Genomic DNA, 16830 nt, shown 5'->3' with positions numbered 1-16830 from the left:
CCTCTTTTGCTAGTCTCGAAGGAATACCACACTCCATTCATCACTGTAAATAAATTTTAGCTTAGAAAAGAGGAAATACGTTTGAGAGCGAAAAAAAGAATTAAGTGGAAAAAATATATAATAAGTGTTCTTTTGCTGTTAGTAATGACTGCTGTTGCGTATGGTGGATATTTCTTTTTTCATGCTTATAATGCAGCAACTGAAGCATATGAGGAGATAGATCGTCCAGATGGAAACTCAGAGCTGAGAAACGCAGCTGTTCATATAGGAAAGGAACCGATATCACTTCTATTAATTGGTATCGAGGAATATGCGACAAGCGGAGAAAATGGGCGGGCAGACTCCCTTATTGTTGTGACATTAAATCCAAAAACAGAAAATGTAACGATAACGAGTATTCCACGTGATACAAGAGTGGAATTTACGGAAGAAGAGGCTGGAAAATATGCCGGTACTCATAAAATTAATGCAGCATACTCATATGGATCCATGAATGATTACGGTGCCAATAAACTTACAGTTGAAAAAGTCGAGCAATTATTAAATATTCCAATTGATGAGTATGTTACTGTTAATTTTGATGGTTTTAGAGATCTTGTTAATGCATTGGGTGGTGTTACCGTCAATATTAAAGAACCATTTTGGGAAAAAGATATATATGCTGGTGGCGAAAGAATTTATTTTGAAAAAGGTGAAAAGAAATTAAATGGTGAAGAAGCCTTAGCCTTTGTGCGAATGCGAAAACGAGAAATTAACAATATTTATTCGCGCGATGAAAGACAGCGACAATTTATTGAAGCTACTATCGATGAGGCCATTTCGACCAATACCCTATTTAAAGTTGGCGAAATTTCTAAAATACTAGGGAAAAACGTTACAACAAGTTTAAGCCCGACAGAGATTTTTCAATTGCAACATGTCTATTCTTCGATCAATACAGCTAAAATCAAATCCTTTGAACTAGAGGGAGAGGGGCAAATAATAGATCGGATATATTACTTTGTTCCATCCGAAGAAGGACTTGATAATATCTCAAATACATTAAAACAAGAGTTGGAATTGGCTATGCAAGAGGGTGCAGAAGATATAGAAATTAAAAATAATTAGTTCTTGTATTTTTCCATTTATGAAAAAAGCTTTTGATTAATAATAATTTTGTACCTGTTTCTGTGGCCAAACCTAAATTGAAAAGTAAAAATAGCGTAGAGAGTGTTTCAAAGCATTGCTTTTGAAAGGCTCTCTTTTTTATGCGGGTGGAAATTTTTTCACCTGTCGAGTATGGATCTCTTATACTTGCTGCTCTAGATTACCATATTTTAAAGCTTGAATTTTTAAAATGTTCGCTTTGTTAAACAAAATTGTTGATTAAACGATTTTTGGCTCATTTCGTGGGCAATTTTTGTTTCACACGCCTTTCAGTTATACTGAAAGGTCTTCTGATTTATGAAGCAATGTGAGAAAATAAGTTTTCTCCATCGTTTCATGAAATCAGAGAGAAATTAGCCTAAAACAAAGCCAAAATATTTAATAAAACCACTATTTTTTATTGAAAGTGTTCTAATGTGATTGAACATACTTACTATTGTTATATAATGGGAAACAGAGACTTAAGTTTAAATCTATTTATCTCACAAAAATAAAGCAATCATTGTTTATATGAAATATGACTATTTGTAGGTGACTAATGGAAAGAAAAGTTACGTTATTTTTAACAGCGTTTGTTATTTTATTTACAGTGGTGTACGTCATTAATGTATCAGATTGGAAAGATTCTGAACTTCCTAAATCTAATAAAGGTTTATTAGATGTGAGCCATTTAACATTTACGAATAATCAAGTGATTACATTAGATGGGGAGTGGGAATTCTATCCTGGCGTCCTTATTGATCCTGAATCGGATAAATTTGCTCTCTATGAGGAGCAGAGGCAGTATATAACAGTCCCAGGCAAATGGGATGATCATATCTCAGCTGAAAAGCCGTTTGGAACGTACCGATTAATCATTAATACCCCATTTTCTGGTAATTTTGGTATGAAGATCAATATGATCGGCTATTCTAGCAAAATTTTTGCTAATGGCAGTGTGATTGGGAGCAGTGGACAAGTATCTGAACATGAGAAAGATTATATTTTTGGTAATGCAAGTTACAATGCCTTCATTCATAGTGATTCAAACCAGCTTGAATTGGTTATTCATGTCTCAAGTCACCAGGTTACGACCGGAGGAATTTTGCGTCATATAAAATTTGGTCCGGCAGACAATATTTTAGCAAATCGGGATCTGTTTAAAATATTGGATGCAATGGTCTTTTCTGGCTATCTAATTTTAGCATTAATGTATATCGTTACGTACTTGCAACAGCGCAAAAATTTGTATGAATTGTATTTTAGCTTATTTTGTTTTATTCAAGGATTTTATACAGCAGCGATAAATGAAAGATTATTATTATTGGTATTTCCGGAAATTGGAGAGAGATTATTGCTGCAATGGCAGCTCATGACGATTCATTTATCTATGCTCTTCTTTTTATTGTTTATGTATAGTTTTTTTATAGAATATGTCAACAAGAAAATGACTACAGCTCTTTGTTTTTTACTTTTAATACCCGTCATTTTTTTAGGACCGTTTCGTCCTATACAGCTTTCAGATTTCTTTCCTCTTATATATTTACAGATCTTTGTTGTTGTCGTTATTGGAATTGCTTATTGCTATATACTGTTTATATTAATAAAAGCTTATCGAAATAAAATGGAGGGTTCACTGTATATCATAAATGTGGTTGTATCTTATGCATGTTATGGAACTCTTCTCGGTGTTAATTTGTTATTTGAGGTGGAATTTGGTGGAGCACCGCTTTTCTTATTTTTATTTATGATCTTTGGTCTGTCATCGCTGATGAGTTATCGCTCTCAACAAGCCTTTAAAAAGGTTGATGAATTGACGAAGGAACTTCTGCATTTCGATTCCCTTAAAGATGATTTCCTTGTCAAGACGTCACATGAATTACGGACTCCTCTGCATGTGATTCTTAATTTATCAAAATCAATTTTGGAGGGCTTCTTAGGACCTTTAAAAAAAGAACAACAGGAAAGTCTACTGCTTATTCATAATGTTGGGCGAAGGCTAGCTACTTTAGTTGAAAACTTGCTGGATGCAGGAAATATTAAAAGAGGGGAAATTCATAATGAACCAGCACCAACGTCCCTCCAAGTCGTAGGCGATATTATAGCAGAGATGTCCTATTTACTGCCTGATCGACAATCTGTCAAAATCATTAATCGCACTGATCCTTCGCTCCCATTGATGTATGTAGATGAAAATAGATTGAAGCAAATCCTCTTTAATCTCATACATAATAGTATTAAATATACGAAACAAGGCGTAATAACGGTTACAGCAGAAGTGCAAAATAACCACATGCAGTTTTCAGTAGAGGATACTGGTATTGGAATTGATGAAGAAAATTTAACACGTATTTTTTCCTCCTTTTATCAAGTGAAGAATCACCATGATCGGAACCAAATTGGCCTAGGTCTGGGATTGAGCATTACAAAGGAATTAGTAGAGCTTTCCGGAGGAAGCATTTCCGTAACGTCTACTCGAGGGGAAGGGTCGTGTTTTACCTTCACGATACCTTTGGCAGAGGATGGGCAAAAAAACAATGATAGAACTGAAAAAACAGTTGCTTTACCTCAAGTGGCTGCCGCTGAGCAATTGCCAGTACAGTATCATTTTCCACAATCGATAGCAGGGGAGAAAGACTACACCATTCTAATCGTAGATGATGAACATCCAAATTTGAAAATATTAATGGATATGATCGTCTCACTAGGGTATACGGTTATTGCTGTTGATAATGGGCAAGCTGCATTGGAGGTAATTCACGAACAGGAAATTGATTTGGTCATTTTAGATTTAATGATGCCAAATTTATCTGGCTTCGATGTCTGTCAACAATTGCGCAAAGAGTTCGACTTATTTGATTTACCGGTTATTGTTTTAACGGCTTCCGGGCAATTAACTGATTTGATTCATTCACTGCAAATTGGTGCAAATGAATTTTTACAAAAGCCGATTATTTTAGATGAGTTAAAGGCCCGCGTTGAGTTTCTTTTATCGATGAAGAAATCCGCGAAAGATGCGCTAGTAAATGAATTAACGATGTATTATTCTCAAATTAAACCACATTTTCTCTATAATACTCTGAATACGATCATTGGTTTAACTTTTACAGACACGAAGCAAACAAGGGAAGCGTTGGTGCATTTAGCTACTTATTTTCGCGCGAAACTTGATTTTACGAGCTATCGTTCAATCGTGAGACTAGAAGATGAAATTGAACTCGTTCAATCGTACTTAGAAATTGAAAAAATAAGATTCGATGAACGTTTGCAGGTTGAATACGATATCGATGATACAGCGGATGCTATTATCCCATTAATGATCATTCAACCGCTTATTGAAAATGCGGTTCAGCATGGGATTGCTATGAAAGAGAACGGTGGTATAGTTAAGCTCTCAATTGATAAAGTCGGTGATCAAGTGAAAATTGTGATTGAGGATAATGGGGTCGGCATTTCAAAGCAAAAGCAACTGGAATTAATGAAAGGGAGAAATTCACGGGTCGGATTTACAAACCCGTTTAAAAAGCTCAAATTAATAAAACGCTCTTCCTTCACGTTGGAAAGTGAAGAAGGAGTTGGAACAAAAATCACAATACTTTTACCAGGAGTTAAAGAGTGATGAGAGTTAGTATTTTGGATGATGAACCTTACGCAATTGAAGTGTTAAAAGATTTGCTTCAATCATTGAATGATGTTGAGATTGTAGGAACATTTACAAATCCTTATACTGTTATGGAGCAACTTCCTCATCTGCAAGTGGATGTTCTTTTTCTTGATATCGAATTAGGAGACAGACATGGTATTGAAATTGCTAAATGGCTGCATCGGGAGTTTGAGCATTTAGAAGTTGTGTTTGTTACCGCCCATCCCCAGTATGCGTTAGATGCTTTTGAAGTGAGTGTGATTGATTATTTGCTTAAACCAGTAAAGCGTAATCGCCTTCAAAAAACGATTGCGAAGATCAGGGAAAGGCTGGAAATGTACGAAAAATTGCAGGAAACTTCTTCGCAATGCAAAGAGCTGTATATTTACACGATGGGAAGCTTTCGTCTGCTCGATTCAAAGGGGAATGATGTCTCTTGGCGGACGAGAAAAGTGAAGGAATTATTTGTTTACTTATGGCATTTTCGTGATAAGCCTGTTCATAAAGCAAAAGTAATTGAGGATCTTTGGCCGGAAATGAGGGCTGATAAAGCCATTGCACTTCTACATACAACGGTTTATCAGCTTAGAAAAACGGTAAGGGCTGCAGGAGTGCAGAAGAACCCTCTAAAATTTAATAATGATCACTATCAATTAATGATTTCTCCTGAAAGTGACGTAACCGAAATTCTTAAAATTTGTGAGCAGGATGTTATCGATCATACAACCGTCGAAAAGTTGTTGAACCTTTATGCTGGCGATTATCTTGAAGAAGAAGATTTTCATTGGGTATTTTTAGAAGGTGAGCGAATAAAAAAATCTGTTCAATATGTTCTAGCGAACTTTATTAAAGATAATATCGACGTAGAAAAAAACCACATCATTGTTGAAAAATGTTTAGAAAAACTACTCCAGTTTGATTTGTATAATGAGGAGTACATGCTGATGTTTATGAAATTTTTAATTTCAAGCAATCAGTTGCAGCAGTTGAAAACATTATATCGCGATTTTAAAATTATATATGAAGCCGATCTGGGAATGGAATTACCAAAACAGATTGAGAAATTATATAAAAGCCATCTAGTTTAACATAGGCAGTCTCCTGCTATAAGAAACTATTAAAGAAAAATGTGTGATTTTTCTTTAATAGTTTTTTAAAAGTGTGGTAAGAATCTGCAAATCGTATACCATGTTCAGATTTTACATGTTCTTAATGTTTATAGTTAAAAGCCATTGTCTGTTCTTTTTCTCCTTAGCGATGAAAAGTTCAATATCTTTGTTTAGTGAGTATGATTAAAATTTGTTGAGATGTGGCGGTATTTACTATATACCATAAATCTAAAGAGTGGAGGGAATCATTCCTTTCACTCAAGATTAAATCATTTTTTGTCAGAGTCATGTAAGAAGGGGAGCAACAAAAGCTCCCAAAATAGTGACATAGCTGTTCTTCCACAAACAGGGGAAGAAAGTTCAATCATGAACATCATAAGTGGACTGGTCCTCATAATATTCGATTTAGTCTTTCTTATGTATAAAAGAAAAACGACTATAAACTGAAAAAAGCTGTTCTTTATCTGAAAGGGTAAAAGAACAGCTTTTTATAAGTAGTGGTGTTGAAGCATTGTTATGATTGCTCAAGTTTTTGTTTGAGGCTCTTGTTTTGAGAAATGATCGTTAAACTAAAAATTGTTGTTGTAATGATACTTAAAATTGAAAAGAAGATAAGAACAGCAAATTTGTTTTCCATTTGACACCCCCTATATTTATCGTTATTATGCAATTTCTAAGTGAATTATATTCAATCTTAACCACGGTAAAGCTTGTTGTTTTATGTATACATGACTTGTCCAGCTTTTTAACAAAAGACCAACCGTCTGTAAGCAATTTTACGATACTATAAACGATCATCACATGGAGATAAATGACAGAATAGCGAGGCGTTCAAGATAAATGAAAGGCTCGATGTCAGTGTAAGAAATTATTATATTTAAACAATGAATTAACAATTCTTAACTTAAATACTATACATATATTTTCCATTTCCGTCATAATATCCTAGGGAATCTCAATAAAGGAGGAATGAAATGGTGGTAAAAAGGAAAAGAGCGTTTGTACCCTTTGCTATCGTCGTTTTAGGACTATCACTCTTATTCTCACCGTCTAGCTATGCTAAATCCTCAGAAATTGACATGTACCTCAAGGAAATAGTTCAACTTCAGCCTGGTACGACAGAACAAGAAATTCTTGAATCGATTACCGACTATGCCAAATCTCAAAAAATGACAAAAGACGAAGTAATCAAAATGGTTTATCAAGAGTTAATAACAGATAAAGAAGAGGGAGACAAGGTAGCGAAGGAAAACGGCAATGAGAAAAAAGATGCGGTTATTTTTGGCGGTTCATCCGGTTCCTATGTGTTGCCAATGAGTACGAAAGGAAATATTTTTTATTCAGATTCCTATACCGCTTACTATAACCATGGTCATGTTGGGATGTATTCAGCATCTGATAAAATTGTTGAGGCTGTTCCGGGGGATGGTGTTCGTCAGATTAAATATAATGCTCGTAATGTAGAAAAAAACAGTATTATTCAAAGGGTAAACGTTACGACCACTCAAAAGAATAACGCAGCAGATTGGGCAGTCAGTCAGGTGGGAAGCTCATATTCTTTTAATTTTGCAACCAATAGATTAACAGGGCACGATGGAGATAAAAATTGTTCAAAATTACTTTGGTCTGCCTTTACTTTGAAAGCTAACATCGATATAGACCATAATGGTGGCTTAGGGGTATATCCGCGTGATATTACCGCCTCATCTTACACAACCACGATCGCGACGATTAATTAAAAGCTTATCAATAGATTTGGCACTTTTATAAGGGAATATGGAGTTAAAAAACGAATATTTACAACTTCATTGATGTTAAAAATAGTTTTTGCACTCAATCTTTTATAGATATTCGTTTTTTAATTCATCATGGTGCATTGTGAAACCGCTTTACTCACTAAATTAAGTATGAGGAGAACGTATGAGGAAGAGATGGATGGTGCTCATTTGTTTCATTTTAATAACGATATTGGTAGGCTGGTTTTTTACAAAGAATGGCGATACGAAAAAAGCAAGTGATAGGGATCTTGACGAGGAAAATTTCTTAGATAATAAGGAAGCGATCGTTTATTTCTCAACTACAGCTGACCAAGATACGTATGGCGGAGGAAAAAGTGCAGCAGTATTTATTGATCATAGAGGTAAACTGATGACTTATGAGATGGAAGGACTGGAGTTGGGAAGCATTGGTGTGAAAGAGAATGAGATTCTTTTAGTGGATAAGAGTCGCTTTTATAAAATTTCGAAAGGGTTTAAGAGGATTGAAAGAGATGATTACCAGCATACGGGAGACCATCTTGGATTCCTTGAACAAACGGCTGGTTTTTATGCTGTTTTTAATTCTGGCTACGATAAAACAAACGGAGGCTACCGTTCGGATTTTTATTGGGAAAAAGATGGGCATTTCGAAAAAGGGGTCATTCCTTTCTTTATTGAAGCCTCTGTGTTGCATCAGGGGAGTCTTTATACACTGTCATCATCAGAAGATGAAAAAAGCTATCAGCTTAATGAAGTAATATTAGGAGAAGAGCCAATTGTTAAGCAAATGTTGGAAATTGAGAAGGAAGAGAATAGTACGACATTTGGACAACTTCAGACCGACGGGCATCATTTATATTTCATTCGGCAAACTGGAGCTTTAACCGAAATGGTCAAGGTTAATTTGCAGTCAAAAGAGTATTATTTTAAAAAAGTGGCGGCGTATGCTAATGATGAGCAAACTTTTTACAAGCAGATACCTTTTAGTTATAAAAGATGTGTATTTCTTTATCAAGATAACCTTTATTTTATCGATGGCTTCGGAGATGTTTATCGAATATCGACTAAGACAGGAAACAGTGAAAAAGCATTTTCTCTATTGGAGACCAGTTTTGAAGGAAGCTTAGAAGTGTTCCCCAAAAATGGCACTCTTTATGTCTTCTCCCTTGAACATGAAAATAGGCTTGCAAAAATTGAAGGCTTTAATCTCCTTACTGGAAAAAAGCAAGAGGAGCTAGTCCTGAAAGATTTTCCAGAGTTGAATACTTTTAATACAAAAATGCATTTATATGATTTTGTGATGATTCACCCTGAAAATGACTGAGTCGTAGCTTTAATTATGAAAAGGGCGATTTAAATAATGGGTATATGTGTAGATTCTTCATAGTTCAGTTACAGCAGCATCTTTTGATAAAGTTGTCCTATTGAATATACTACTGATTGAAAATTTTAAACTTTACCAAAATATTTTTTTCATGGCAGGGAGCAGTTTATTTATATTAGGTTTAATGACGAAATCTTTTGCGCCAATTTTGAGAGCCTCGATAATCAATCTTTGCTGCCCCATTGCCGAGTACATAATTACTTTTGCTTTTGGGTCATAATCAATGATTTCTTGTAATGCCTCCAAACCGTTTAATAAAGGCATGGTTAAGTCTAGTATCACGATATCAGTCGCTTTTTCTTGGTAGGAAGTAACAGCGCTTCGTCCATTAGAAGCTTCTGCTATCACCTCGAAGCCGTTGTCACGAACAACATTTTTGATCAAATTTCGAGAAAACATTGAATCATCAGCAATTAATACGGTTTTAGACATTTCTTTCACCTTCTGTTTATAAATGGATCAACAATGAGATAGTTGCTGAATAAATAAATCCACTGACTTTATTATTACAACAAAGGGGAGATGGTCGCAGTTTCACCTTATAAACTTTTAAGATTGTTTTGATACTAAGGAGTAGTCCACTATCACTTGCTTTTTCACTTCATCCTTGTTCTGGTAAGGTATTGAGAAATTTCTCCTTAACAAGGGGAAGGTTGCAAACTTTACGTCATTCCGGCGGATAACGCATGGTCCATGGTGGTTAAGTGATATTGACACTTTCTTTATAGTGAAAATTACTTAAAATTAAAAGCACTTTCGCAATGTATTCTCTTAATGGAATGGCTTTGTAATAAGATAGCGCAAACGTAATGCAGCTTTTTCGCCCTGGAATGATAAATGCTCATCTGTTCACATAATTGATGAATGTTGCTCGCATAAAAATGATGAGAAATATACAAGTAAGTTAGCTAGAATTTTTTATTAAACTACCTGATACATATCTTTCTAACATCCTTTCAATATTTAATTCATACTAATTATACTTTCTGCTTTTTTAAGGATGGAAGTGGAAACTTTTTTGTGTACTTTGCTTAAATACCTAAAAAACCTTTATATGCTGCTGGTTGGTTCTGCATGCAATTCTCGATTTAATGCAAGTGTAGCGAACGGGTCATGATGAAACTTATATCTGAATCGTTTATTGAGGCTGTAGTTTTTTTGTCTTCGCTAAAATAATGGAGATAGTCGTCCCTTTAGTTGGCTGACTTACCACTTTGATTTTTCCTCTATGCGCATTGATGATTTTTTTTGCGTGAAACATTCCTAGTCCAAAATTTTGGCCTGTTTTATGTTTTGTTGAATAAAACGGTTCAAACATATTGTTAATCTGCTCCTTGTTCATCCCTTTTCCTGTATCTGAAAAATGAATCTTTATATGACGTCTTCCTTTTTCTATCGTAATGGTAATCTTTCCTTGACAATTCATGGCTTCGATTGCGTTATTGATAATATTTGTAAAACATTCTGCGATTAAAGTACGATCAATATTTACAATTTCCGAAGAATAGTTTTTCTCTAATGAGACTGATGTATAGTGAAATTGGTCAATCAATTCATCCAATAGTAGAGAAATATCAGTTGGTTTAAGTTCAGCTGATAGTCGACTTTGGGTTAAATAAGAGAGCTTGGACACCATATTCATTAGATGTTCATTGGAACGCAATAAGCTTCTCAAGTGATCGTCGACAACTTCATAATGTTTTCCTTCAAGGCTGCGCTGCATATTGAGCGCATGCAATTTGTTTTTGGATATCGCATTTTTGAATGCGTGTTGCATCAAGCTTGTTCCAAGTTGCATTTTGGTTAACACAGCAGAGGCTTGGAAGCGAGTAAAGACATTATAGACAAAAAAAATCAAACCAAAAAGCAAACTAATTAGACATAGTATCGGAATTAAAATGAGAATGTCGATAGGAAATTGAATATAGGTACCTTCCAATTGTAAAAGTAGTAGAAAAATTTCAGGAATTAAAATGATCATCCCGATACCAAAATATTGAAGCTTCTTGATTATTTCGTTTTCAGCAGTGAGAATTCCCCTCACAAATAGCAAAATTGATGCTAACATGTAGGGAATACCCCAGCTCAATATATAGGAGTAGTTCATTTGAGAAGTGCTATATACATCGGTAAATATAAAAGATAATAATACCGGAATGAGCAGTAGGGTATTAAGGGTTTTTCCCTGTGCATACCCTGCGAAATGAATAAAGTAGATAAGAATTAAGTAGTATGGAAATGCGTGGACGATAATATTTAAAAAGGAAGAAGCAAAATACATTACCTTTAGTAAAGACTCACTTGATTCGAGAGAATCCATATATGGAATCGCAAGTTTTTCTAAGCCAACTTGCAACCCGCTTAATCCAGCAGTCAAAATAATCAGTGCTGCCCAAACAAGTAGACGGTTTTCTCCGTGCTTCCTTAGTAAGTACAGACTGATCGGTGTCATGACCATAAACAATAATAAAAAGAAAGCAATCAGCATTGCTAGTTCCTCCTACTCTAATAGCCCCCATTTATAACACTTGTTAGCCAATTCCTTAGTTGAACGACTCCAATGAAATTTTTCTAATATACGGCTTACTCTTTTTTTCACAGCTGATAAACTCACACTATTGAGATCCGCAATTTCCTGTTGTGTTTTTCCCTCAAGAATGAGCTTAAGCAGTGCGATGTCATAAGCATTAAGAAGCTTTTTTTTCTTATCATAAACAAGTTTTTTTAATCTTGGACCGTATTTTGTATCCTGATCGTTCATGGCATTAGCTATAATTGTAGGGATTTGCTCAAATTCATTCTTGTAGACAAAATCGTACGCTCCATTTAAGAATGCTTCATTAAAAACCTCATCGTCATCTTCCAAGGAACTTAGCATAATGACTTTGATGTTAGGGTGTGTATATGTAATTTCTAGGGCTGCATCTAATCCTGTTGCATGGGCATTGCCCAAGATTATATCCATGAGAACAATATCTACTGTTATATGATTGAGAGCAGAAAGACAAGAATCCATGCTGTCCACACATGAAACAATTTCAAAACAGCTTTCGTTGGAAAAATAGACTTGCAAGCCGTTGCTCCAGTCCAAATCATCTTCAACAAGCATTACTTTTGCACGAGCTACCTAGATCACTCTCCTTCTATTATATTAAATTATTATCTTATATTTTAACACCGAAATAAAAGTAGACATTTTAATGTGTACCATTAAAATTTTTAACTTTCTTGCTTGGAACTACATTTGTGCGGGAGGGATATTGTGGCTCTTTTTAAGGGAGGGATTAAACGCAGTAAAAAGAAAAAGCCTTGAACAGAAGGCTTTCGGTTTGTCGACAACAATTCCTTATACACGAAATAGCATTGATTTCCACTTCAGGCACTTGCTTTCCGAAGGATGTTTTCTCCGAGTTTCATCGTCACGAATACTTCTGCGGTGCTTGCCTGTAATGCGACTTCTCTAGTAGTCACCCCTCCGCTTTCCACTAACTAGCATTAAGCTCTTTTAAGCAACCTGTTAAAGGTAATCATTCCTTCATGTCTTTTTTGACTTTTTATGATTGTTCACTCGTAATGTCTTTCTTTTACAACAGCAAAAGCCGTTAATGCTAGGCTATTTTTGGTTTCTGAAATAAATAAGTGCGGTTTTGGTAGCTGCATATGAACCTATTGCAGCGTAACCATAAAACCATCCCATAAAAAGACCCGCAGGCAAATCATGACGGTGACTAATAAAAGTGGAGATTGTTAAACCAATAGCGAGCGCTAACGTTGGCACAAAATGTTTTGGGGTTTTAAAAACTATTTTAATGATCTGCGTTAAAACCATGATAGATGGGACTGCTATTACTGCATCCCAAAAGTTTGTACGTATTGTTGGAAAGTCCATCACAGTATCACTCCAAAGGACATAAATTATCAGGTTGATCATGCTGATATAGTTTGTCCATGATTAGAGGATTGAAACATAAAGTTAGCGGTAATTTTGGACAAGAATGTATGAATGCATAAGTGCTGATAAGTTTGATAGAGAAGCTGCAAGTTGCATAGCGAATATGCACAAAAAATGTCTCGCAACTTTATTGTTTAATTTAATAGGGAATGCAGTCTGAAAATTTAATAAAAACTATTTCGTCAACAATACTTAAAATAGTGATGCATGATAAAATAGTACAAAAAAAAGCCTTGATACACAAGGCTTTTCGGGATGGAGAATAGGGGGCTCGAACCCCTGACCTCAACGCTGCCAGCGTTGCGCTCTCCCAGCTGAGCTAATCCCCCGTATGATATTTACATCGACTATTATATAAGGAAATTATTCAAAAGATCAAGAGGAATTTTACTTGTGAAAAAGTCGTGCGCATTAAAAATATAAAGTTTAAGAGCAAAAGCATTAAATGAAGTCCTTAAAGTATTGGCAAATAAAAAAAGTTGCCAGCAGTTAATAGGATCATATATGTTTTCAAGGGGATGAGCCTTGAGAGGAGCGGAGCGGGGTTATCAATAAAAAGAATGTGCATCCTAACAAGGTGAACACTAAAGAAAATGAACGCTTGCGGACAGAACCTGAAGTCTTTTAATGTATACTTTCAATTTCAACGCTACGTACAGCTTCAATTTTTGAAACAGTATGATACACATCTGTTGTTAATCTTTTATGATTGACGGTAACTCTTAATTGCACAAGATGATCATTGTCGTTTAAATCTTTGATTCGTAAATGTTTGAGGGAAATTTTCTCGTCTTTTAAATAGTTAATGATTTCGACGATTTTATTTTTGTCTTGTACATTTAGCTGAAGTTTAATTTCTTTTTCTCGCAATTGGCGTGGGCCGATCCATCCCATAATAATTGGAACGATTTCAACGCTAATGATTAACAATGCGACCCCTGTAGTTGCCTCAATATAGAAACCTGCTCCTACGGCAATTCCAATTCCTGCCGCACCCCAGATTAATGCAGCAGTCGTTAGTCCTGAAATGCTGTCATTTCCCCTTCGTAAAATAACCCCGGCTCCAAGAAAGCCAATCCCGGAAATGATCTGTGCAGCTAATCGGAGTGGATCCATTGTAATGTTTATATCTTCTCTCGGTGGTACCATATAGGCAGACTCGATCGATACGATTGTAAGAAGGCAACTGACGATTGAAATGACTAAACTTGTTTTAAGACCGACGGGTTTTCTTTTCAATTCCCTCTCTAATCCAATAATTAATCCAAGAAAAGTTGATATCCCTAATTTCATGAGTATTTCCATATCAGAACCAAGCAATTTTTTCCCCACCTTTCTTCAGAACGAGCTGCTTGTTTTAAAGAAAATATTATTTTCATGGTAATTGTCTTATTAAAGGTTGTAAAATAAATGATATACACGTTACAGTAAATGAGCATTTTTAAATTTAAGGCTTTGTTTAACGATATAATTGCTCAAATCATTTTTGGCTCAATTCGTGTGAAACCTTGGTTTCCCCACGTCTTTCAGTTATTCTTTATAGAATCAAAGAGAAATGAGCCAAAATCAACTGACATCTAACAAAGCCAATTTTTAAGGAGTTTTATTTGATGAGGCCAAAAGTAAATCCATATTTTATTTTAGCCATTGGCGTCATTTCAGTTTCGACATCGGCTATATTTGTAAAGGTATCACAAGCTCCTTCCGAGGTAATTGCCTTTTATCGTTTGTTTTTTTCAGTAATCATTATGCTTCCTGTGTTTTTAATAAAGTATGCCAATGAATTGCGTCTTATTACGAAGAGAGATTGGCTATTTTCTTTGGTTGCAGGAGTATTTCTAGCATTTCATTTCATTCTTTGGTTTGAATCACTAAATTATACGTCTGTAGCAAGTTCCACCGTATTGGTTACATTGCAGCCGCTTTTTGCTTTTGTTGGCACTTATGTATTTTTTAAGGAAAAGTTTACAGTGCGGGCTATTTTCTGTGGGGTTTTGGCGATCATCGGCAGTTTCATTATTAGCTGGGGTGATTTCAAAATCAGCGGTTCGGCCTTATTTGGTGATATTCTTGCACTTATTGCTTGTGCTTTAGTTACTGCTTATCTAATGTTTGGTCAATCAGTGCGAAAAAGAGTCTCCCTTATAACTTACACATTTGTCGTCTATGCTATTAGTGCGATAACACTATTCATTTATGTTCTCATATTAGGACAACCATTAACGAATTATCCAACGAGTGACTGGCTATACTTTGTTTTGCTAGCGATCATTCCAACTTTATTAGGGCATACGTTATTTAATTGGTCTGTTAAATGGTTAAGTACTTCAACGATTTCGATGGCTATTTTATTAGAACCAATTGGGGCAACGATATTAGCCTACTATCTATTGAATGAAAAAATTATGCTGACGCAGATTATTGGTGGCTTAATTGTAATGGCATCATTAGCTTTCTTTTTAATAGAAGGAAAAATGTCTAAAACAAAGGTGAAGATGAAAAAAGAAAAACGAGTGATTTAAGAAGAAATGAGGAACTGCTATGGGCTGGGATGCTCCTTTTATGAAATTCCCCATTATTGAAACGAAGAGGCTAATTTTAAGAAATTTGCATAGCCATGATTCACCTGTGATTTATTCTTATTTATCGAAGAAGGAAGTGATGAAATATTACGATAGGGAACAGCTTTCTTCATTAAAAGAAGCAGAGGAGCTAATCGATAGCTTGCTTTTTCGATATCAGACCAGAAATCAGATTAGATGGGGGATTACCCTTAAAGGAGAAAAAGAAATCATTGGAACCTGCGGTTTTCATTCACTTGAAGAGGAACATTTAAAAGGAGAAATTGGTTATGACCTTCACCCTGCTTATTGGAGAAAAGGGATTATGTCTGAAGCAGTTCGAGCATTGGTTGAATATGGATTTAGAGAAATGAATTTCAATCGAATCGAGGCGCTATATTCCCCTTTAAATTATGGCTCTAAGAAAGTCCTTGAGAAAAATGGTTTTAAGGAAGAAGGAATCCTTCGAAAAAGGTTTTTTATAAAAGGTAAGTACATGGATGCTGTCCTTTGTGCGGTTCTACAGGAAAATAAGAGAGGTGCCTTATAAAAAGCCCTCTCTTCTTCCTTTTAAAGAATGTAAGTAAATCCTGAAAAGATAAATGCTAGGGTAATCGTAAAAATAAAGGTACCGCCCCGAACTCTTTCTTCTGAATTTGCAATTTTGAGTCCCTCGATATAGGAATAAATGAATAAATAGATTGCCATGATAAATGATAGATATAAAGCTACGGACTCTAGCATGTCTCTCAATCCTTTCTAGAACATTATTTCTTTCTCTATTAATTAATATGAGAAATCTTTTTTTTTATTACTGGAAGGTAGAAAATGTAGCGAGGATAGTGGGGAACTTAAATTTTATTGTAAAAAAATCAAAAGTTATATTGAAATCTTTTTTAAGACATGGTATATTATTTCTTGTCCTAAAAAAACAGTTTGTTTTGAAAATGAATTTAAAATAATTATCAAAAAAACTGTTGACTCAAGAAAAGGTTTTATGTTATATTTATAAAGTCGCTTCTGAAGCGATGTTTTGGTTGAAAGTTTTATTTAAACCATGATTGCACTTTGAAAACTAAACAAATCATACGTCAACAAATCATAGTGGAGGCACTCTTATGAGAGCCGAAACTAGCCAACGTTTATTATAAACATAAGAGCTAATCTTACTCTTTTTTGGAGAGTTTGATCCTGGCTCAGGACGAACGCTGGCGGCGTGCCTAATACATGCAAGTCGAGCGGATCGGAGGGAGCTTGCTCCCGATGATTAGCGGCGGACGGGTGAGTAACACGTGGGCA

The 16830-nt window shown here is 35.2% G+C and carries 13 protein-coding genes, 1 tRNA gene and 1 rRNA gene; 9 read left to right on the top strand and 6 right to left on the bottom strand.

Annotated elements, in window-relative coordinates; all coding sequences use genetic code 11:
- Positions 1 to 81 precede the first annotated feature (81 nt).
- The 6 genes from PZE06_RS18125 to PZE06_RS18105 all read left to right on the top strand — a co-directional run bounded on the left by PZE06_RS18125 (position 82) and on the right by PZE06_RS18105 (position 8958).
- Positions 82 to 1107 carry an LCP family protein gene (locus PZE06_RS18125; protein WP_275791755.1) on the top strand — a complete coding sequence of 342 codons (1026 nt, stop codon included), beginning with the start codon at positions 82 to 84 and terminating at the stop codon, positions 1105 to 1107.
- A 577-nt stretch (positions 1108 to 1684) separates the two neighbouring features.
- Positions 1685 to 4744 carry a hybrid sensor histidine kinase/response regulator gene (locus PZE06_RS18120; protein WP_275791754.1) on the top strand — a complete coding sequence of 1020 codons (3060 nt, stop codon included), beginning with the start codon at positions 1685 to 1687 and terminating at the stop codon, positions 4742 to 4744.
- Positions 4744 to 5856, top strand: a complete 1113-nt coding sequence (locus tag PZE06_RS18115) for a response regulator (protein ID WP_275791753.1) — start codon at positions 4744 to 4746, stop codon at positions 5854 to 5856. Before PZE06_RS18120 ends, PZE06_RS18115 begins: the two co-directional genes overlap by 1 nt.
- A gap of 219 nt (positions 5857 to 6075) precedes the next feature.
- Positions 6076 to 6324, top strand: a complete 249-nt coding sequence (locus tag PZE06_RS30125; RefSeq protein ID WP_369011854.1) for an LPXTG cell wall anchor domain-containing protein — start codon at positions 6076 to 6078, stop codon at positions 6322 to 6324.
- Between the two features lie 527 nt (positions 6325 to 6851).
- The gene (locus PZE06_RS18110) at positions 6852 to 7616 is read left to right on the top strand and encodes a YiiX/YebB-like N1pC/P60 family cysteine hydrolase (protein WP_275791752.1); all 765 of its coding nucleotides are present in this window, start codon (positions 6852 to 6854) and stop codon (positions 7614 to 7616) included.
- Between the two features lie 181 nt (positions 7617 to 7797).
- Entirely contained in the window at positions 7798 to 8958 is a 1161-nt protein-coding gene (locus PZE06_RS18105; RefSeq protein ID WP_275791751.1) for a hypothetical protein, read from the top strand.
- Positions 8959 to 9090: 132 nt separating this feature from the next.
- Here PZE06_RS18105 and PZE06_RS18100 read toward each other — a convergent pair whose 3' ends face one another.
- From PZE06_RS18100 to PZE06_RS18075, 6 genes are all read right to left on the bottom strand, one after another.
- Complete coding sequence (locus tag PZE06_RS18100; RefSeq protein ID WP_275791750.1) at positions 9091 to 9450, bottom strand: response regulator; 360 nt, start codon at positions 9448 to 9450, stop codon at positions 9091 to 9093.
- Between the two features lie 706 nt (positions 9451 to 10156).
- Positions 10157 to 11506, bottom strand: coding sequence for a sensor histidine kinase (locus PZE06_RS18095; RefSeq protein ID WP_275791749.1), 1350 nt, complete (start codon positions 11504 to 11506; stop codon positions 10157 to 10159).
- Positions 11507 to 11518: 12 nt separating this feature from the next.
- Entirely contained in the window at positions 11519 to 12127 is a 609-nt protein-coding gene (locus PZE06_RS18090) for a response regulator transcription factor (RefSeq protein WP_275791748.1), read from the bottom strand.
- 504 nt (positions 12128 to 12631) lie between these two features.
- Positions 12632 to 12907, bottom strand: a complete 276-nt coding sequence (locus PZE06_RS18085; RefSeq protein ID WP_275791747.1) for a hypothetical protein — start codon at positions 12905 to 12907, stop codon at positions 12632 to 12634.
- 319 nt (positions 12908 to 13226) lie between these two features.
- Positions 13227 to 13299, bottom strand: a tRNA-Ala gene (locus PZE06_RS18080).
- A gap of 295 nt (positions 13300 to 13594) precedes the next feature.
- Positions 13595 to 14290 (bottom strand): MgtC/SapB family protein, encoded by a 696-nt coding sequence (locus PZE06_RS18075; RefSeq protein ID WP_483314075.1) that lies wholly within the window; start codon positions 14288 to 14290, stop codon positions 13595 to 13597.
- 290 nt (positions 14291 to 14580) lie between these two features.
- Between PZE06_RS18075 and PZE06_RS18070 the strand changes: the two genes are divergently transcribed.
- The 3 genes from PZE06_RS18070 to PZE06_RS18060 all read left to right on the top strand — a co-directional run.
- The gene (locus PZE06_RS18070; protein ID WP_483314074.1) at positions 14581 to 15492 is read left to right on the top strand and encodes a DMT family transporter; all 912 of its coding nucleotides are present in this window, start codon (positions 14581 to 14583) and stop codon (positions 15490 to 15492) included.
- 19 nt (positions 15493 to 15511) lie between these two features.
- Complete coding sequence (locus PZE06_RS18065; RefSeq protein ID WP_275791745.1) at positions 15512 to 16081, top strand: GNAT family N-acetyltransferase; 570 nt, start codon at positions 15512 to 15514, stop codon at positions 16079 to 16081.
- A 623-nt stretch (positions 16082 to 16704) separates the two neighbouring features.
- Positions 16705 to 16830 (top strand): 16S ribosomal RNA (locus tag PZE06_RS18060); the annotation flags it as partial.

The sequence above is a fragment of the Robertmurraya sp. DFI.2.37 genome, assembly GCF_029211245.1.
Classification (GTDB): Bacteria; Bacillota; Bacilli; order Bacillales; family Cytobacillaceae; genus Robertmurraya; species Robertmurraya methanolica_A.
This window is presented reverse-complemented; position numbering and strand designations above follow the sequence as displayed.